Here is a 19,740-nt window from a genome sequence, read left to right on the forward strand (position 1 = left end):
GTTCATAATGAACCAACAACATATTTTAACTAAATAATTAGTTTAAACTAAAAACTTAGTTTATATTTGAACTAAGTTTTTAGTTAATCTTTTATATTTATGAAAACACTCACTACTGCCGAAGAAGACATTATGCAACACCTTTGGGTGCTTAAGGAAGCAAACGTTGCTCAAATCATTGAGCAAATGCCTGAACCTAAGCCAGCTTACAATACCGTTTCTACTATTATAAGAATTTTAGAGAATAAAGAGTTTGTCGATTACCGTAAAGAAGGTCGTGGACACATTTATTTTCCTAAGGTTTCTAAAAGTGCCTATTCTAAAGCAACGGCAAATAAATTAGCTAGTAATTATTTTAAAGGATCTTATAAAAGCATGGTCTCCTTTTTTATGCAACAAGAAGATTTGAGTGTTAAAGACTTAGAAGAAATATTAAACGAAATAAACAAAAAGAAATCATGATACAGCATTTGATCCACAGTTCGGTATTGGCTTTTTTATTTTATAGCGTTTACCATTTGTTTCTAAGAAAAGAGACTTTTTTTCAATGGAACAGAGCTTATTTGCTTGCCATTCCTCTATTAAGTATTGTAATACCGTTTATCAGTGCTCCTTTTAGTATTGAATTAGCACCATTAAATGAAACTGTTATTGCACCAGTATCTCTAGAAATGTCAGAAACGTTAGTGATTACAGATAATGCAACTACTGCTCCTATAGAAAAGCCTATTGATTACCTGATGATCGCATTCCTTATATATGGAATAGGTGTTTTTATAAGTCTATTATTATTTCTCTATAAAATTTCAACCATAAAAGAAATTATTAGAAAAGGAACGACTCAATTTACTAATGGACTTTTAATAACGAAAACAAATCAAAAGCTCACCGCTTTTTCATTCTTTAATAATATAGTTATTGATGAAAATATAAATCCAGAAAAAACAGAAGAAATCATTGCACATGAGCGTATTCATATAAAACAGCTTCACTCCTATGATTTAGTCGCTTATGAGATCTGCAAAATTATTTTTTGGTTCCATCCTATTCCTTATATAGCACAACGTGAGTTGAAGTTAGTTCATGAATATATCGTAGATCAATTCTTCTTGAAAAATCAAGAAAGTAATACCTATCAAGAATCTTTATTAAAAGCCGTTTTTGGAACCGATCAATTTACACTAGCCAGTTCTTATTTCAATAAATCCTTATTAAAAAACCGCATCCTTATGTTACAGAAAAAGAAAAGTACCGCAAAATCATTAGTTAAACTCGCCTTCATTATTCCTGTCGTTTTAGGTAGTATCATTTTTACGGCTTGTACGCAGGATCCAGAAGTAACTGCTGAATCCACTGAAATAAATGAACAAGAAAAATCAGCGTTTATACCTAGGCTTTCAAAATTTGAATATGGTCAAAAGGATTTTTATCAAGGGCTGAGTGAAGATGATATTGCATTTTATAATTCAGATGTGTTTCCAAACAGTATTTTAAAAGATTCCACAAGAAAAACTAGTAAGGAAGAGATTTGGAATAAAATGCAATCGGATGATGGACAACGTTATCTTAAAATCTTATCAATAATTATGGACAACTCTAGAACGTTAGTCGTAGACGATCTAAATGAAAACTTTAATGTGACTTATATAACTGAATCACCTAAAATGGAACCAAGCTATATGACTGCTCCTTTTAGCTGGAATAGTGAGCAAATCCACTCTTATGTAGATGGTTATTTAAGTGGTGCATTTAAAGATCGAGTTTCTGAGTTAAGTGATAGTGAATATCAAAAAATGATATCACGTGTTGTTGAACTACACAATGAGATCAGTATTGAAGAAACCATAGAAATAGAAGAAATCAAAAATTCTGAATTTGGTGTTGAATCTATTGATACAGACGTCCCATTTGCCATAATAGACGAAGTGCCACATTTTGAACACTGTACCGGTACAGAAGCCGAGATTAAGAAATGTACACAAGACAAGATCACTCAATTTGTAAACAAAAACTTTAATACTGGTATTGCTAAGGATATGGCAGGTCGTCACAAAATATCCGTTCAATTTAAAATTGATCAAAATGGAAATGCAGTAGATATAAAGTCTAGAGCTAAAAGTCCAGAACTTCAAGAAGAAGCTGCTCGTGTCATCAATATGCTACCTCAAATGATTCCAGGAAAGCAAAATGGTCAACCAGTGAATGTTATTTATGCGTTACCTATAATTTTTCAAGTTCAAGAGTAACTGGTTTATAATCTCGCTTTCGCGAAAGCGGAACACAACAACCTAAAGCGGTTCTTTACTAATAAGAATCGCTTTTTTATTGCGCTGCTAAAATAATTAGCAATTTATTTATCTGTAAATCAGTATTTTAAATAATTTATTAAAAATAATTATTCCTTTTGCTGTAACAATTGAAAAGTAGAGTCGTCTATTAGATATAACCACAAAATATAAATATTATGAAAACGACTAAAGGATTTTTAAACGGAAACAACGCAACGAACAACAGAACTAGCAACCAGAATACATTTGCAGATTCTTGGAATTCTAAACGTAGACATAGATAATTCAAACCAAACTCTTAAAACCAAAAACATGAAAAATTCAAACAGAATTCTCAACCTCAACTCTGACTTCCCGATTCTCTCTAGAAATCGCTCTTTTGATGAAAATCTACCATTTGATGAAGATATGGAGGCTTCAAGATTGTTTTTCTTATGCTAAGAAAAAAAGTGTTTTTTAAATATCATTTATTTGAATTAGCCATCTTTAAATTTATTAGAAAACACTACCATATAATAACCACCAGAAACTGATTAATCCCTTTGCATTCACAAAGGGATTTTTCTTTTAATTAACGTTTTGTAACTTGTTAAGATTTAATTTTAAATTAAATAATTAAGCCATGATACGTTTTACTTTAATTATCTGTTTCTCATTAATACTAATCAGCTGTAAGAATGATTCAAAATCTATTGATAACCTAGCAGTGAATGATAGTTCTCCGATACTAGAATCAAATGATAAGAGCAATCAATCAAAGCCTGCCGTTCAAAACATACCGCTTATTGAAGACCAAAAAGACTATACCGTTACTACTGTAGTAAAAGATCTTACCAATCCTTGGGGAATGACATGGTTGCCAAATGGTGATGTGATTTATACCGAAAAAGCTGGTGAAATGTACAGGTTTGATGGTACTACTTCAAACGAAATATCTGGTGTTCCAGAGGTTTATTTAAGAGGACAAGGCGGTTTACTAGATGTAACGATACATCCTAATTATAAAGAGAATAATAAAATTTATATCTCCTATGCGAGTTCTGAAGGTGAAGGTTCTGGCGGTAATACCGCTATCGCCAGTGCTGTTTTGAAAAATGATGAACTTACTGATTTAAAAGTACTCTACAAGGCAACGCCCAATACGAGAAAAGGACAGCATTTTGGAAGTCGTTTTGCTTGGGACAGTGAAGGATATTTATATTTTTCTATTGGTGAGCGTGGTGAGCGAGATGTGAATCCGCAAGATTTAACTAGAGATGGTGGTAAAATTTACAGGATTCATGATGATGGACGTATCCCAGAGGACAATCCTTTCGTGGACGTAACCGGAGCAAAAACTGCTGCTTTTACTTATGGAAATAGAAATCCGCAAGGGATGACTGTTCATCCTAGGACTGGAGAAATAATTGCTCATGAGCATGGTCCACAAGGTGGAGACGAGATTAATTTTATAAAAGCCGGACGCAATTACGGCTGGCCAGTCATCAGCTATGGAGAAAATTATGGTGGTGGCGAGTTTGCAGAAAGCACTGCAAAAGAAGGAATGGAACAACCATTTTATTACTGGGTACCTAGTATTGCGCCTAGCGGTTTTGCGATTATTGATAATGAAGCATACAAAAACTGGAACGGCAATTATCTCGTAGGTTCTTTAAAGTTCCAATATTTAGAGATGCTTTACGTTAATGATAAAGGAGTATCCAAAAGAGAAAAATTAGTCGACGGATTAGGTCGTATGCGCAATGTAAAAATAGGTCCAGACGGAATGATTTATATAGGCGTGGAAGGAAAAGGAATCTTCAAAATTACGAGGTAGTAATCGGCTTATACGTTTGATACTAAAGTGAATATTTTTATCTCAATTTTCGAAATATAACAGTACGGAAGTGATAAAGCTTTAGGAGTACACCAGATTCTTTAATCTTTTGTGAAGTGTTTTCTTTATTTTTGGTTCAAAATAAGCCATTAGATGAATAAATTTTTTAAGTATATAGTTTTTGCATTACTCGCTGTAGTAACACCAACCAGTTGTTTTCAGGATAATGATGATGTTTTTGCTGGCAAAAGCGAGATCAATAATTTCGTTTATCGTGGCATGAACGCATTTTATTTATACAAGCCAGAAATTGATGTGCTAGATGATGATAGATTTGCAACTATTGGAGAATTAGAAGCTTTTCATGCGCAGTATGACTCACCAGAAGAGTTTTTTGAAACACTAGTTTTTGATAGAGCAAGAACAGATCGTTTTAGTGTCATATTTGATGATTATGTGGCTCTTGAAAATATTTTATCCGGAAATTCTTTAACTACTGGAATGGAATTCGGTACTGTTGCTGAAGCTGGTAGCGCTACTGATATTTATGGATACGTAAGATATGTTCAACCCAATACTAGTGCTGAAAGAGAAGGCGTTACTCGTGGTATGATCTTTAATACTATAGATGGCATTAGAATGACCAGAGAAAACGTTAGAACTTTACTTGCTCAAGACGTTTATACTATAGGTCTTGCAGATCTTAATAATGGGATGACTACTTCAAATGGAATAGAGATTACACTTTCTAAAGAAGTAAATCAAGAAGATCCTATACTAGTCACTAACGTGATAGATCAAGGAACTCAAAAAGTAGGCTATTTAATGTACACGGGATTCTTATCACAATTTGACGAGCAACTTAATGATGTTTTTGGTGATTTTAGAGCTCAAGGCGTGACGCATTTAGTACTTGACCTCAGGTATAACGGTGGTGGCTCGGTAAATACTGCGATTATTCTTGGAAGTTTAATTTCTGGAAATCCAGTTACCGATGTATATTCTACTGAGGAGTGGAACCCAGACATTCAAGCGCAGTTATCAGCAAATTCTCCTCAAGATTTAATTAATTTCTTTAAAAATCAAACCAACTCAGGAACCACTTTAAATAGCTTGAATCTTAGTAAAGTCCATGTGATTACTACAGGCAATACGGCGAGTGCTAGCGAGTTAGTGATAAACTCTTTAGAACCTTATATAGATGTGGTTCAAGTAGGTGATGATACTGCAGGGAAGTTTCAAGCAAGTGTAACCTTATATGACAGTCCAAATTTCAGAAGAAATGGCGCTAATCCAGCACATCGTTATGCGATGCAACCGCTAGTTCTTAAAAGCTTGAACTCCGTAGGAAATACAGATTATTTTGATGGTTTATTTCCAGATATTGTACAAGAAGAAGACTTTGAAAATTTAGGAATTCTAGGTGATGAAAATGAACCACTTTTAGCCAGATGTTTAGAAGATATAAGACTCAATGGTCGTGCTTCTAGATTTGAATCATCTCCTAGAACTTATGATGAGTTTATAGGTAGTAATGAGTTGCGCCCTTTTGGCAATGGGATGTGGAAAGAGATAAATTTGTGATTTTGATTGCCTTAAACACCATTTAACTCTGGAAATCATAATTTTAATTTAAAGCTGTAACTACTATTTAAAAATCATATACATTTGATGCGTTCTAAAGGAAAATAACTTTCTATCCTTTTGAAAATCAACATGATAAATATTTATTTTTTCCGTTTTAATATTTTGATAATAGTAGCATTGCTTTTTGCGTGTAGTACTGGTTTTGCGCAGCAATCAATTGAAAAACCCAGCTATTATTTTGGTAACAAAGGAGAAACTATTTCCAAAGAAGAGTTTGCTCAAAAAGCGATGTCGTTCGGTTATGATTATAAGTACAAAGAAATGGACACTGCTTTTGTGGGACGTCTTATATTAAAAAGAGAAAAAGGAACTCTAACTAAAGAGCAGCTTGTAGAGGTAAGAAAATACCTGAAAAAACTTACTGGCAAAAACATTAATACAAATTCGACTATTGTAATCAACTACTTTGTAGCTCCTAAAGATGGAGACAAAACTTGTGCAGACTCCTATGTAAATGATAGCGATTATGCTAAAAGATTGCAACAACTTGATTTAACTGAACAATTCTTTATAGCCGAAAAACGATACCAACTCGAAAAAAAGAATGTTTATCAAGAGAGCGCAGATTTCTTAAAGCATTATCTATTTGAAAATGCAAGAACTTGCGGTAATTACATGATTCTTAGACCAGATGGCTCCTTTTATTCTAAATATGGCGAATACGAGCAAGATAAAATCATATCTCTTATTGACGTAACTTGGGATATTAACAAGTAACAAAATGAATCTTAATCAAATCACACTTCCTGTTTTAGATCTTCATAAATCCATTTCATTTTATGAAACGCTAGGATTGAATTTGATTGTTCACACTCATGATGCTTACGCACGTTTTGAATTTCCTCATGGAGATGCTACTTTGAGTCTTTCTGTGGTAGACCAGTTACCTCAAGGAAATGGTATCAAAGTATTTTTTGAATGTGACGATCTTGATAAAAAAGTCAGCTATTTGAAAGCTCAAGAAATTAAGTTTGAGTCCGAATTAGAAGATCAACCTTGGTTGTGGCGAGAAGCTCATCTATTCGATCCAGACGGCAATCACTTAGTTCTTTATCGCGCAGGTGAAAATAGAAAGAATCCGCCGTGGAGGAAAAAGTAATCTCACATTGAAATTTCAAAATGGAATAATTATTGAAGTTTCTATGCCATGAAATTACTTTACTCCGTTTTATTTATTCTAGTCGGCTCCTTTGTTTATTCTCAAAATGAGACGTCATTGTCCACTGGTTATATGGTGGGAAACTGGAAACAAAGTCAGATCAATTTTATCGATGGTAAAAAAGTAACCACTTTTGTGAGAAGCAATTATAAGGAAGACGCAAATATGTTTCGTTTTTCTAGAAATTTCATCGTCACTTACATCCCTTATTATAAGTCTTCAAAACCCCTTAAACCGCGCGGCTGGTGCGGTAATGAATTAGGGAATCGTCAAAAACCCTATTACTACACTTATCATCCAAAAAAGAATCAATTGATTTACTCAAATGACGATCGTAGTGTTATAAATCAAATAGAGCTTATTGATAAGAATACTTTTATCATGTACATTGCCTCTAGTGATTGAATAAATTGTATTACTTATCTCGCTTTCGCGAAAGCGGAATAAAAATTTCAAACTCATTTAAAAGTAAATATTAGCCTTCTCTTCTTAGCACTTCTAATGGAGAACTGCTCAAAACCGTACGAATATTGCTTAGTCCTATCAATAATACCAAAAGTGTTATTCCAGGTAAAAAGATTAAAAACGGAATCCACGATGGTACAAATGGTTCTTGGAAAACAAATAGTGCGAGACCGAAGCTGCTCAATAAAGCTAAGGAAATACCAACTAAACTTCCCAGTAGCCCTAAAAACACATATTCTAAAGTGGCAATTTTTAAAATCTGAGTGTTCTTTGCGCCTAAGGTTCGTAGTAAGGTGCTTTCCTTAATACGCTGGTATTTACTAGTTCTTACAGAGCCTATTAAAACAATAATTCCTGTAAGAATGCTAAAAAAGGCCATAAAATTGATGATCCAAGAAACCTTATCTAAAACATCCTCTACAATAGTAAACACCTGTCGCAGGTCTATTATTGTAAGATTAGGTAATTTTGCTACTAAATCCCGCTGTACTTTTGCTGAAACTTCTTCATTAGGAACCGAGGTTGTAACGACATTAAATTGAGGCGCTTGCTCTAAAACGCCTTTAGGAAATACGATACTAAAATTAAGCTGAATTTGTCCCCAATCCACTTTACGGATGCTTCCCACGGTGGTTTCCATAAGTACTCCTTGCACATTAAAAACGATGGTGTCGCCTACAGTGACTTTAGCATCTTTGGCAAGATTATCTGAAATCGAAATCTTTACGAGGTCATCAGTCTTTGACTCTGGAATCCATTTTCCTTCTATAATTTCTTCTGAATCGATTAATGTATCACGATAAGTAGTCCTGAATTCGTGATTTAAAATCCAACCGCGAACTTCTCTAGTGGAATCCTGCTGGATCTCATTGATCAATCGATCTTTTAACTTATGCATGCGCATGGTCACCAGTGGTATATTATCAAGAATAGGCAGGTCATTACTATTAAGTTGCTTTTCTACTTCCTCACGTTGATCTGTTTGGACATCTAGAATGATCATACTGGCATTTTCTGTAGATTGCTCGATATCTGTTTTGGCTAATAGAATATCTTTAGTAAAATATAAAGTACTGATTAAAAAAGTTCCTAAACCGATTGCTACTACTAATACTACAGTCTGGTTATTTGGTCTAAATAGGTTTAAAAGACTTTGGCGCGAGGTAAAACCCCATCGCTTTGGGAAATAGGTCCTGATGAGTTTCATAAACCACAAAGCGGTTCCTGCCAAAATAAGAAAGGTGACCAGCGTGCCGCCAACAAAACTCAAAGCATAGAGCGCATCCTCAAGCAACCAGAAGGAGAATAAAAACAAAAATATCAGTATGCCTGCAAACACTATAAATCGTACTTTTTTAGGTCCTTGAGCGGCCTCTTCATTTACACGTAAAACTTCTAAAGGTGAAACATACCAAGTACCGATAAGAGGCAAAAGTGCAAATAATACAGACATAAACAATCCTAAAAACACTCCTATGAGTATAGGTTGTAGTGAGATACTTATCTCTACTGTAAATGGAAGAAACTCTTGCAAGATATAAGGGAACAAAACTTGAAGTCCGACGCCTATGAGAGATCCTATTAAACCGCCTATCATACCTATTCCAGCGATTTGAATAAGGAAAATAAGAAAACTTTGCTTTCTAGAAGCTCCCATACATTTTAATACTGCAATGGCTTTTAATTTTTCTTTGATATAAATATGAACCGAACTAGCAATACCTATACAACCTAAGAGCAAAGCAATAAATGCTGCCAGATATAAGAATTTGCCGACGTTCTCATATCGTCTTCCTAAACGTTCACTGGTACTAGTATGTGTATCTAAGTCTGAGTTTTCTGCATCCAGCATGGGATCTATTTTCTCCTCAAACTGACTTAAATTTAAAGTGTCCGCAGCTTTATAGAAGAATTGATATTCCTTACGACTTCCAAATTGTAAAAGCTCTGTGCTTTCCACAAACCTGTTAGGAATGATTACTGGTGGAGCTACAGAAGTAGAAATTGCCGTTGATCCAGGAATAGCCTTCAATGCTCCAGCTATAGGAAGAGTAAGTTTGCCAACTTTTATGGAATCACCTGGCTTGATATTGAACTGAAGCATTAAAGTGGCATCTACTAATGCTTCTCCATTATTTTGATACGTACTAGCCACTGATGCTGGCTCTGTATCAATAGTACCATAAAAAGGAAAATCTCCTTTCAAGGCACGTACTTTTACCAGTTTAGTACCTCCATTTTTAGGAAATGCTATCATAGATACAAAATTGACCTCAGAAGCATCTGGCTTAAGAGAATCAATAATGGCTTGCGCGCGTTCGGTAGGTTTTTGTTTGCTGTCTATAATGTAATCTGCACCCATTAAGGCTTTAGATTGAAGCTGTATATTGTCTTTGAGATTAGTACTGAATAATTGTATAGAAACTACAGCCGCAATTCCTAAAATGATCGAAGCCATAAATAAAAGCAGACGCACTTTACTCGCTTTGGCATCACGCCATGCCATCTTAAACAGCCATTTTGTATGTAGATTCATAAAAATAGGATAGTTCTTTACTGCACCTTGGTGCGTTCATTAGTTAAAATTTGACCACCTTTAAGACGTAATATTTGCTGCGTCCTACGGGCTAATTCTAAATCGTGCGAAATAATCACCAGCGTCGTTCCTGCCTCCTTATTCAATTCAAATAACAATTGGATGACTTTTTCTCCGGTTTCTTCATCAAGATTCCCTGTAGGCTCATCGGCAAATAAAATAGAAGGTGCATTTGCAAAAGCTCTCGCTAAAGCCACTCGCTGTTGTTCACCACCGGAGAGCTGAGTAGGATAATGGTCTGCACGTTCACCTAGACCTACTTTCTCTAGTAAAGTAATACTCTTTTGAGTAGCTGATTGATCTCCTTGCAACTCTAAGGGAACGCTCACGTTTTCTAAAGCAGTAAGAGTTGGCAACAATTGAAAATTTTGAAAAATAAAACCTACTTCTTTATTTCTTAGTTGGGCTTTTTGATCTTGATCCAAAAGACTTAAATCTTGACCACATAACTCTACGCTTCCAGTATTGGGATCATCGAGTCCTGCACACAAGCCTAAGAGAGTAGTTTTTCCACTTCCCGAAGGTCCAACAATAGAAAAGCTCTGACCTTTCTCTACTTCAAAGGAAATATCTTGTAGGACTGTTAATTCTTTTTGACCACTAGAATAAGTCTTTCCCAACCCAGTAATCTTCAATATCTTTGACATATATGCTTAATTAAAACGACAATAACTTTAGAAGCTCAAAATAAACAATTGAATCTGATCCTACCCAATCTCGATATGCAGAAACTCTTAAGACTTTGTTATATTCTTCCTCTACTCTTTATATTAAGTTGTGGAAGCGATAAAAAAGAAAATATTACCTCAGGAAATATAGACACCGAACCAACGGAAGAATCCCAAATCACTGAAACATCAGACAATGGTTCGGGCACCATTTTATTTTTTGGCGATAGTATTACTGCCGGCTATGGACTAGACGATAGTGCAAATGCTTTCCCTGGTTTAATTCAAGAAAAGATAGATTCTCTAAATTTAAATTACACAGTGATCAATTCAGGATTAAGCGGTGAAACTACAGCTGGTGGTAAAAGCCGCATCGACTGGATTTTAAATCAAGATATCGATATTTTTCTACTGGAACTTGGTGCAAATGATGGTCTACGCGGCGTTCCTTTATCTGAAACACGAGCAAATCTTCAAACTATAATCAATACCGTACAAAAGAAAAGTCCTGATACCAAAATTATCCTCGCTGGTATGCAATTGCCTCCTAATATGGGACAAGATTATACCACAGAATTTAAGGAACTCTTCATTGAGATAGCAGCGACTAATGACATTGCCTTTATTCCGTTTATCTTAAAAGACGTTGGCGGAATTGCAGATCTCAATCAGAATGACGGAATCCACCCTACCGAAGAAGGACATAAAATTATAGCTCAGACAGTTTGGGAAGTAATGGGACCGATGGTTAATTAAAAATGAGTCTTTTCCGTCTTTTGGCTTGATTTTAGTTGTTGACATTAACAAATCACTTAAATTTTATACTTTTCATTTTAAGGCTTTATCTTTAAGTTTTTAAGGAAAAACTCAGGGAAAAAACCTTTTGATTAAATAATGAAATTAAAATTCCGCTTTCGCGAAAGCGTATTATAATTAATAAATATCACAATAGCCTCTAGATTTTACTATAGAGATTTAATTTCAGCAATTCATTCAACTATATCAATGCAAAAAATAATTCTTTTTACTTTTCTCTTTTTCACTACGATCTTATACAGTCAGAAAATTTATATCAATCCAAACGGAATTGAAATTTCTAAAAAAGAATTTAGAAAAATGAAAAGAAAGGGAAAGGACAGTTTAATCGCTATCTCTTCGTATGATAAGGAATTCAATGAATTATTTCTTAGAAGAAAATCTGCTAAATTTAACGATGCAAAAACTGAAATTGAGTCCATTAATCAAATCACAAATAATGAATTTAATTCAGATATACCGTTGCTTGTACTGTATTATCCATCCATTGAAGAAGCCACCTTATCTCGCGATGAAATTTTACAATCAAAACATTGGTACACCTCTCAGTATGCTATCATTTTGAGAGACATTCAAAACAATCTAGGTAATATGTTGATAGTAGCCGCGCCCAATGTCTATGATAGTTCATTACCTGGTATCTATAATGATGAGCTAGATTTTTTCCATCTGACATATTTTAATTCTACCGTTAGAACACCTCATTTTTTATGGATATCAAAGGAAAATAGTTTTATAGAACCTATAGACTTTATACAAAATTATGCTGTTTTAAATACTCGAAATGTTACCAGAATATCTAATAATATAAAAACTGATAGTATCGTAACAGTTGATAAAAATTTAAAGAAAGTCGATCCAGTCAAAATTAAAAAACCTATTTCTAAAATTGAATACCTAAATTTTGATAACTCTAAATTATTCAAGGTTCTTTATGAAAATGATTTAGAGAGAAAAATAGATACTACCATACGCAACGGTTATGCAGAGTATTTGAGTGAGATAACAGGTCAAAATCTTAAACGTAACGATACCATCATAGTAGACTATCATTTGTACACTACTAACTACGATTTTTTTGAAACAGAAAATCAAAGGCGTAGAATGTTGCAAAAAAAAATCAATAACACAAAGGGTATGAAACTGGTTTGGATTGCTCAAGCAGGTTCTCTATACGTTCCAGAAGGCTGTTATTATGATTATGATGATAAAGTAAGAAAAAAACTAGCTACTCAAGGTCCTACCGATGGTGATCACTTTATTTTATATCCAGATGGTACTATACTAAGCCTACCCTATGATCACAAAGATAATATCGATATCACACTACTCAAAAAAGGTGAAAAAACAAACCTAAGAAGAGAGGTTAATGATAGGCCGTTTTCATTACTAATCTCCAAAAATCCGTTACCACCTCCCAAGATTTTTGATCCTTCTAGGTAAATTTTTATCTCGCTTTCGCGAAAGCGAGACAACAACTATCTTTATTAAAAATATTAACTAATGCGACATATCCTAACTAGCCTTTTCCTGTTATTAAGTCTTTCTTTATCAGCTCAAAACTTAGAAAAAAAGGCAACCGAAATACTCAAAGAAGCTAAAGAACTACTTGTTATGGAGCAGGCATCTTGGCATGCTACAGATCATTTTCTAGCTACTTATCCAGAAAAGCGTGCTGATATAAGAGGTTATTTTTCGTATGTAAATAAAGACGAAGATGCCGTTACACTATTTTATGGAGAAGAGAATGCAGTGCTAGCTCGTTACCTATTTAAAGGTGTTCCAGTTCCCGAGAGACTTTTTGTAGAAACTGAAAATCTGGTAATAAAAGAACAAGAAACCGAACTACTAGAAATTAGGAAAAAGGCTTTTGAAGACATGATGAGTAATGAAGATGGTTTTTATTCCTTTTATGAGAATGTAAACCCAAACCTGATTCCCATAATATATGAAGGGAAGAAAAAGGTTTATATCATATCAGGATCTTCAGAGCCTCAAATGCTTATAGGAAATGATTATAAATTGACCTTTAACAAAAAAAACAAGATTAAAAAGCGTGAAAAACTGCATAACAGTATCTTAAGCTTTGATTATACTGAAAATGAAAATATAGAATCTTCTTTCCATACTCATATTGTTTCAGACTTTATTGATGTTACTGATGTTTGTACTTTGTTACTTTATAAAAACTACACTCGTATAGGTCAACATATAGTGATGAGTAAAAAGTATGTTTCTATTCTTAACTTAGAAAAAGAGACCTTAATAATCTTGACAAGAAAAGCTTGGGATAAAATTAATGGAGATGGAGAAAAAAAGTAGATTAGTTATCAATGATCAACTTGAATAAAATATCCTTTGTTATAACTATCGTGATTCATATTTACATAGCATTGTCATATAAACTATTAGATAATTTTAATTCAATCATATTCACTTACGCAATCAGTACTTTATTTGGCTTTCTGTTAAAATTATTTTGTTCTAAAAATTTAAAAAAAATAGGATGGGGAATCTATTATGGCTCCATAGTGCCACTCATATTGTTAGGGGTTTTTATGATTTGGTTATATGCTTACTATCCAAAATAAACGAAATCCAATTATTTTTAAATTCGAAATTAAATAGGTTATTTACAATGATATTATTGCATTAGGTTTGAAGATGAACGACACCCAACTTATATTTATAACGATAGGACTTATCAGCCTATTTTTAATCTACCAAGCATTAAGAATTTTTATAAAAGCTTATAGATGTAAGACAATAACTGAGTTTCCTTTAGAAAATGGCGAACAAAACATAACCTTTCAAAAAAGCGGATTATACACCATTAGTTTCATAGGTGCCAGGCACGTTAATTTTCAGAGAGGTTTTCAACTTAAAATGACATCTAAATCAGGAGCACCTATTCATTTAAATCAATCGATACCGCAATTTACGTTTCGTTCTAAAGGTATTTATGGAGTAACCTGTTGGAGTTTCTCTATAGATTCACCAAGAGAATGTGATATAGTGTTATCAAATATTGAAAACCTAGCTTTTAGTCAATCTCAATTATCACTGAAGAGAATATTTACTAAAGAGGAACCTCCTAAGTTTGTAAAAGTTTTAATTAAAGAAGGTATTACTACTTTTGAAAGACTAGTTTCGATAATTGGATTGGTTTTGGGAGTAAACGGTCTAGGATGGGGAATAATGATAGGTGTTTTTAATATGTTTGATAATATTTAAAATTGCTTTTAACTTAGATTCCTTCCTGTTCTATATTCTCACATTTAGGTTTTATCTTTAGGTCTTCAAGAAAAACCAAAAATGAAAAGACTCTTACTTCTCGCATTTTTATGCGTCGCAGCAACTACAAATGCTCAAAAATTAGATTTAGAATTGGTCAAAAACCTAGAACCTAGAAATATAGGCCCAGGAGGCATGTCAGGTCGTGTCACTTCAATTGATGTCGTACACGACAATCCAGAAATTATTTATGCAGGAACCGCAAGTGGTGGTTTGTGGAAATCGGCTAATGGTGGGATCACTTGGGACCCTATTTTTGATGATCAAGAAACCGCTTCTGTAGGAGCTGTTGCCGTACAGCAATCTAATCCTAGCGTGATTTGGGTGGGAACTGGTGAAGGAAATCCGCGTAATTCTCTTAATGGTGGAGAAGGAATTTACAAATCTCTAGACGCTGGAAAATCGTGGAAACGTATGGGACTGGAGAAAACACGCAACATTCATCGAGTGGTTATCGATCCTACAAATCCTGATGTGGTTTACGCTGCTGCAATAGGTTCGCCATGGGGAATTCATCCAGAACGTGGGGTTTTTAAAACTACCGATGGTGGAAAAACATGGAAGAAAATACTTTACACTAACGACAAATCTGGAGCGGCAGATCTTGTAATGGATCCTACCAATCCTAATAAATTAATCGCTGCCATGTGGGAACACAAACGTGATCCATGGTTCTTTAAATCTGGTGGAGAAGGTTCTGGACTCTACATGACTCACGATGGTGGAGAGAATTGGAAGAAAATAACTGAAGAAGATGGATTACCTAAAGGAGAATTAGGACGTATAGGTGTTGCCATCGCTCCTAGCGAGCCTAACGTAGTTTATGCACTTGTAGAAGCTGAGAAAAATGCGTTGTACAAATCTACCGATGGTGGTTTCAACTGGAAAATGATTAATAATAAAAGTGACATTGGTAATCGTCCATTTTATTATTCAGAGATTTATGTAGATTCTCAAAATGAAAATCGCGTCTATTCTGTATTTACCTATGTAAATGTGTCTGAAGATGGCGGTAAGAATTTCTCGCAATTAATGCCAGCTTATGGTGCTAATAACGGAGTACATCCTGATCATCACGCTTGGTATGTGCATCCTAAAAACGGCAAATTCATGATCGATGGAAACGATGGTGGATTAAACATAACTCGCGATCGTGGTAAAACATGGCGTTTTATAGGAAATCTTCCTGTGGCGCAATTCTATCATATCAATGTAGATATGGAAATACCCTACAACGTATATGGAGGTATGCAGGATAATGGTAGCTGGCGTGGTCCGGCTTACTCTTGGAGAGCACAAGGAATAAGAAATAGTTACTGGCAAGAAATTAGTTTTGGAGATGGTTTTGACGTGGTGCCAGATCCTGATAATAATCGATTTGGTTACTCTATGAGTCAGCAAGGTTATGTAAGTCGTTACGACTGGCAAACTGGTAATAATTATAGTGTACGACCTACACATCCTGATGCAGATGTACAATTGAGATTTAACTGGAATGCTGCCATTAATATGGATCCTTTTGATAGTTCTACATTATATTTTGGAAGTCAGTTTGTACACAAGTCCACTGATAAAGGTCTGACTTGGGAAGTGATTTCTCCAGATTTAACGACTAACGATCCAGAAAAACAAAAGCAATCAGAATCTGGTGGTCTTACCATGGATGCTACAGGAGCAGAAAATCATACTACTATTTTAGTGATCGAACCTAGCGCAGTAGAAAAAGATGTTCTCTATGTAGGTACCGACGATGGTCTTGTTCATATCACTAAAAATGGTGGCGAAAGTTGGGATAATATTACTAAAGGTTTAAAAGGACTACCAGAAGGAAGCTGGATTGCACAAATCAAAGCTTCGAAAACTAAAAAAGGTCATGCCTTACTCGTTGCAAACGATTACCGCAGGTTCAATTTTGAGCCTTATGCTTACCGTACCACAAATTATGGAAAAAGCTGGACACGTATTGTAAATAAGGACGATGTGATAAGTTATGCTTTAAGTATTATCGAGCATCCAGAAGAAAATAATTTGATCTTTCTAGGAACAGATGACGGACTTTACATAAGTATTGACGCTGGCGATAATTGGACCAAATACACCAACGGTTTCCCGACGGTTTCTGTTAAAGATTTGGTGATTCATCCACGTGAGGACGATCTTATCATTGGGACTTTCGGTAGAGCTGCTTGGGTACTTGATGACTTGGAACCTCTTACCGCTTTCGCGAAAGCGAAACAGAGAAAAGCAATAGAATTATACGAGCCTCCTACAGCCTATTTTGCCCGTTATCAGCAACCTACAGGAAGTAGATTCGGTGCAGATGCTATGTTTCATGGAGAAAATAGAAGTCGACCTATAGGAAGATTCAAATACTACTTTGACAAAGAACTAAAAGCAAAATCCGACACCGTAAAATCAGATTCTTTATTCCTCAAAATCTACAAAGGAGAAGAATTGATTAGAACTTTAAGTAGTAAAATACCTAAAGAAAAAGGAGTACATGAATGGTCATGGAGACTAGACGAAAAAGGAATCGAATATCCGTCGCGAAGAGTGAGGGATTCTAAAAGAGAACCAGGAGGAAATGATGTCTTACCAGGAACTTATAAAGCAGTATTGCACTATGGAGAAATGACCAGCGAGCAGATGATTGAGGTCATGGAAGATCCAAGAATAGACGAGTTCTCGATGGCAAATCGCAAAGAACAGCGCGCTGCACAAGAAAAGCTGCAAGGCTTGATTATGGAAGTCGAAGCCGTAACGTCGCAACTGGTTAAAAACAAAGAAACCGCAGAAAACTTCAAAAAGCTCTTGAAATCTCAAGATAAAGAGGCATTTAAAGAACAGATAAAAGCGACTGATTCTATTGTGAAGCAACTAGAAAAACACCAGAACAAATATTTCGGTACGCCAGATGAGCGTCAAGGAATCACTCGTAATCCAGAGGTTACAGTTATGAATCGTATTTATGGTGCTTCTAGTTATATAGGAAGTCGTCAAGGACCTCAAACCGCAACTGAGGAGCAATTATACAATCAGGCTGCTGCTCTTGCAAGAGAAGTCAATGCAGAATCAAAATCCTTTCTTGAAAAAGAATGGGCCGCTTTCGTAGCAGAGATGAAACAAGTGACGATAGATATGTTTGAGGAATAATTGCAATTCCTAAAAACCTGATCATTAAAAAAGCAGCTTATTATTAAGCTGCTTTCTCTATGTTAAATAAAGTCTTTTATTGACCTTGGCCTAGTGAATACCCTAATTGTCCATCAAACTCGTAAAGGTTCTCAGTTTTAATAGCATCTAGATTTTCGTTACCTATATTTCCTAAAAGATGGACAACATTCTTGTTAGAAACTTGTTCCAATTCTGCAGATTTTTCAAATCTACATCTCCAGTGGTCTGTACAGAAAGTCTCTTCAAAACCATTAGGCCAAACTTTGACGCCACGATTAGTAATCATTTTTAATTCTAGACCATTGTTTGCCTTGCTCAATTCTTCTGCAAGTTGATTAGCACCTTTACCTCGCCAATCTATGAATACATCCACACCTACTAGATTCTTGGCTTGTGGTACTGGACGTTCATACTTCTTGATGGTAATTTTTGCATTTGTATCATATTGAACCTCTGGCAATTGTTGTGGTTTTTGACCTAACCTTACTATCACGGCATCTGCAAATTCCATTGTATTTACAAGACGTTTACTCGTTCCTTCTTTATAAATATCGGCTGTATGAATTCCCTCTTCAATTGCACAAGACCAAGCATTCTTTATTTTCATGGCTACTTCTTGCTCACCGATATGATTTAACATCATTATAGCACCTCTTAATAATCCAGAAGGGTTTGCTATTTTCTTACCTGCAATCAATGGAGCAGATCCATGGATAGCCTCAAACATAGAACATTCTTCTCCTATGTTTGATGATCCTGCAAGACCTACAGATCCAGAAATTTCGGCAGTGATGTCAGATACAATATCTCCGTATAAGTTAGGTAGTACTACGACATCAAAAAGTTCTGGCTCATTAGCTATTTTTGCAGCTGCAATATCCACGATCCAGCTGTCTGATTCTATTTCCGGATATTCTTTAGCAATTTCTTTAAAGACAGTGTGAAACAAACCGTCAGTCAATTTCATGATGTTGTCCTTTACAAAACAACTTACTTTCTTACGATTGTATAATTTTGCATATTCAAATGCATATCTAACAATCTTCTCACATCCTGGACGAGTGATTAATTTAAGACATTGATATACCTCATCTGTCTGACGGTGCTCTATTCCTGCGTATAAATCCTCTTCATTTTCACGTACTATTACAACATCCATATCTGGGTGCTTTGTAGCAATATAAGGAGAGAAACTATTACAAGGTCTCACATTTGCAAATAAGCCTAAGGTTTTGCGCAAAGTGACATTTAAGCTTTTGTATCCTTTACCTTGTGGAGTGGTGATAGGTGCTTTTAGAAAGATTTTGTTTCTTCTTATCGTGTCCCATGCCTCTTGAGGAATACCAGTCGTATTTCCTGATAAGTAAACTTGTTCTCCTATGGCAACTTCATCCCATTCGATCGGAGCTTTTGCAGCTGTCAAGATTTTGAGCGTTGCGTCCATAATTTCTGGACCTATTCCATCTCCTTTTGCAATTGTGATTTTTTTCATTTGTTATGTTTTAGACAGTGCAAATAAACAAACATAAATCCATAAGTTTTTATATATAATTATAATCAATCACATAAGTAATATTTATATATTAGTATTTTAACTTTTTCTTTTGAAAGGTTGTTACTTCATTTCAAATTTATCTGAATCGTATATCGTTTGTTACTAATCAAATACGATTCAAAAACAATTTTTTAATTAATTTTCGTTAACAAGTAGGACGTTTTTCAATACCTATGCCCTTAACAAATAATTTAAAGTTCTACTGATGGATCAAACTGAAAGTAGTATTTCAAATAAAAAAGAAAACCCATTCTCAGTAGCT

16 protein-coding genes are annotated in these 19,740 nt (G+C 34.8%); 13 read left to right on the forward strand and 3 right to left on the reverse strand.

All coding sequences use genetic code 11. The features are described 5' to 3' along the window. Nucleotides 1-99: 99 nt before the first annotated feature. The 8 genes from DDD_RS16445 (at nucleotide 100) to DDD_RS16475 (ending at nucleotide 7,315) form a co-directional block, all read left to right on the forward strand. Nucleotides 100-462 carry a BlaI/MecI/CopY family transcriptional regulator gene (locus tag DDD_RS16445; protein WP_015364090.1) on the forward strand — a complete coding sequence of 121 codons (363 nt, stop codon included), beginning with the start codon at nucleotides 100-102 and terminating at the stop codon, nucleotides 460-462. Next, nucleotides 459-2,246 (forward strand): M56 family metallopeptidase, encoded by a 1,788-nt coding sequence (locus DDD_RS16450; RefSeq protein WP_041567233.1) that lies wholly within the window; start codon nucleotides 459-461, stop codon nucleotides 2,244-2,246. Before DDD_RS16445 ends, DDD_RS16450 begins: the two co-directional genes overlap by 4 nt. A 354-nt stretch (nucleotides 2,247-2,600) precedes the next feature. Further along, the gene (locus DDD_RS18360; protein WP_262491814.1) at nucleotides 2,601-2,729 is read left to right on the forward strand and encodes a hypothetical protein; all 129 of its coding nucleotides are present in this window, start codon (nucleotides 2,601-2,603) and stop codon (nucleotides 2,727-2,729) included. A gap of 181 nt (nucleotides 2,730-2,910) precedes the next feature. Then, the gene (locus tag DDD_RS16455; protein ID WP_015364093.1) at nucleotides 2,911-4,104 is read left to right on the forward strand and encodes a PQQ-dependent sugar dehydrogenase; all 1,194 of its coding nucleotides are present in this window, start codon (nucleotides 2,911-2,913) and stop codon (nucleotides 4,102-4,104) included. A 153-nt stretch (nucleotides 4,105-4,257) separates the two neighbouring features. Continuing rightward, nucleotides 4,258-5,688: a S41 family peptidase gene (locus DDD_RS16460; protein WP_015364094.1), complete on the forward strand. Its 1,431-nt coding sequence runs from the start codon at nucleotides 4,258-4,260 to the stop codon at nucleotides 5,686-5,688. Nucleotides 5,689-5,820: 132 nt separating this feature from the next. After that, on the forward strand, nucleotides 5,821-6,468 hold the full coding sequence (locus DDD_RS16465) for a hypothetical protein (protein WP_015364095.1): 648 nt from the start codon (nucleotides 5,821-5,823) through the stop codon (nucleotides 6,466-6,468). Between the two features lie 4 nt (nucleotides 6,469-6,472). Next, nucleotides 6,473-6,850 carry a VOC family protein gene (locus tag DDD_RS16470; protein WP_015364096.1) on the forward strand — a complete coding sequence of 126 codons (378 nt, stop codon included), beginning with the start codon at nucleotides 6,473-6,475 and terminating at the stop codon, nucleotides 6,848-6,850. Nucleotides 6,851-6,898: 48 nt separating this feature from the next. Continuing rightward, nucleotides 6,899-7,315 (forward strand): hypothetical protein, encoded by a 417-nt coding sequence (locus DDD_RS16475; RefSeq protein WP_146250809.1) that lies wholly within the window; start codon nucleotides 6,899-6,901, stop codon nucleotides 7,313-7,315. A gap of 70 nt (nucleotides 7,316-7,385) precedes the next feature. On the opposite strand, the gene DDD_RS16480 is transcribed toward DDD_RS16475, so the two are convergent. Further along, on the reverse strand, nucleotides 7,386-9,881 hold the full coding sequence (locus DDD_RS16480) for an ABC transporter permease (RefSeq protein WP_015364098.1): 2,496 nt from the start codon (nucleotides 9,879-9,881) through the stop codon (nucleotides 7,386-7,388). A 47-nt stretch (nucleotides 9,882-9,928) separates the two neighbouring features. Then, nucleotides 9,929-10,618 carry an ABC transporter ATP-binding protein gene (locus tag DDD_RS16485; RefSeq protein ID WP_041567235.1) on the reverse strand — a complete coding sequence of 230 codons (690 nt, stop codon included), beginning with the start codon at nucleotides 10,616-10,618 and terminating at the stop codon, nucleotides 9,929-9,931. Nucleotides 10,619-10,693: 75 nt separating this feature from the next. Here DDD_RS16485 and DDD_RS16490 point away from each other — a divergent pair, with 75 nt between their 5' ends. The 5 genes from DDD_RS16490 to DDD_RS16510 all read left to right on the forward strand — a co-directional run bounded on the left by DDD_RS16490 (nucleotide 10,694) and on the right by DDD_RS16510 (nucleotide 17,902). Further along, nucleotides 10,694-11,395: an arylesterase gene (locus DDD_RS16490; protein WP_015364100.1), complete on the forward strand. Its 702-nt coding sequence runs from the start codon at nucleotides 10,694-10,696 to the stop codon at nucleotides 11,393-11,395. Between the two features lie 249 nt (nucleotides 11,396-11,644). Beyond that, nucleotides 11,645-12,898 (forward strand): hypothetical protein, encoded by a 1,254-nt coding sequence (locus DDD_RS16495; RefSeq protein ID WP_015364101.1) that lies wholly within the window; start codon nucleotides 11,645-11,647, stop codon nucleotides 12,896-12,898. Between the two features lie 60 nt (nucleotides 12,899-12,958). Then, the gene (locus DDD_RS16500; RefSeq protein WP_015364102.1) at nucleotides 12,959-13,777 is read left to right on the forward strand and encodes a hypothetical protein; all 819 of its coding nucleotides are present in this window, start codon (nucleotides 12,959-12,961) and stop codon (nucleotides 13,775-13,777) included. A 342-nt stretch (nucleotides 13,778-14,119) separates the two neighbouring features. Beyond that, nucleotides 14,120-14,689, forward strand: coding sequence for a hypothetical protein (locus DDD_RS16505; protein ID WP_015364103.1), 570 nt, complete (start codon nucleotides 14,120-14,122; stop codon nucleotides 14,687-14,689). An 81-nt stretch (nucleotides 14,690-14,770) separates the two neighbouring features. Then, nucleotides 14,771-17,902 carry a WD40/YVTN/BNR-like repeat-containing protein gene (locus DDD_RS16510; protein ID WP_015364104.1) on the forward strand — a complete coding sequence of 1,044 codons (3,132 nt, stop codon included), beginning with the start codon at nucleotides 14,771-14,773 and terminating at the stop codon, nucleotides 17,900-17,902. A gap of 76 nt (nucleotides 17,903-17,978) precedes the next feature. Here DDD_RS16510 and DDD_RS16515 read toward each other — a convergent pair whose 3' ends face one another. Then, on the reverse strand, nucleotides 17,979-19,415 hold the full coding sequence (locus tag DDD_RS16515; RefSeq protein ID WP_015364105.1) for an NADP-dependent isocitrate dehydrogenase: 1,437 nt from the start codon (nucleotides 19,413-19,415) through the stop codon (nucleotides 17,979-17,981). Between the last annotated feature and the right edge of the window lie 325 nt (nucleotides 19,416-19,740).

Source organism: Nonlabens dokdonensis DSW-6 (genome assembly GCF_000332115.1).
GTDB classification, from domain to species: domain Bacteria; phylum Bacteroidota; class Bacteroidia; order Flavobacteriales; family Flavobacteriaceae; genus Nonlabens; species Nonlabens dokdonensis.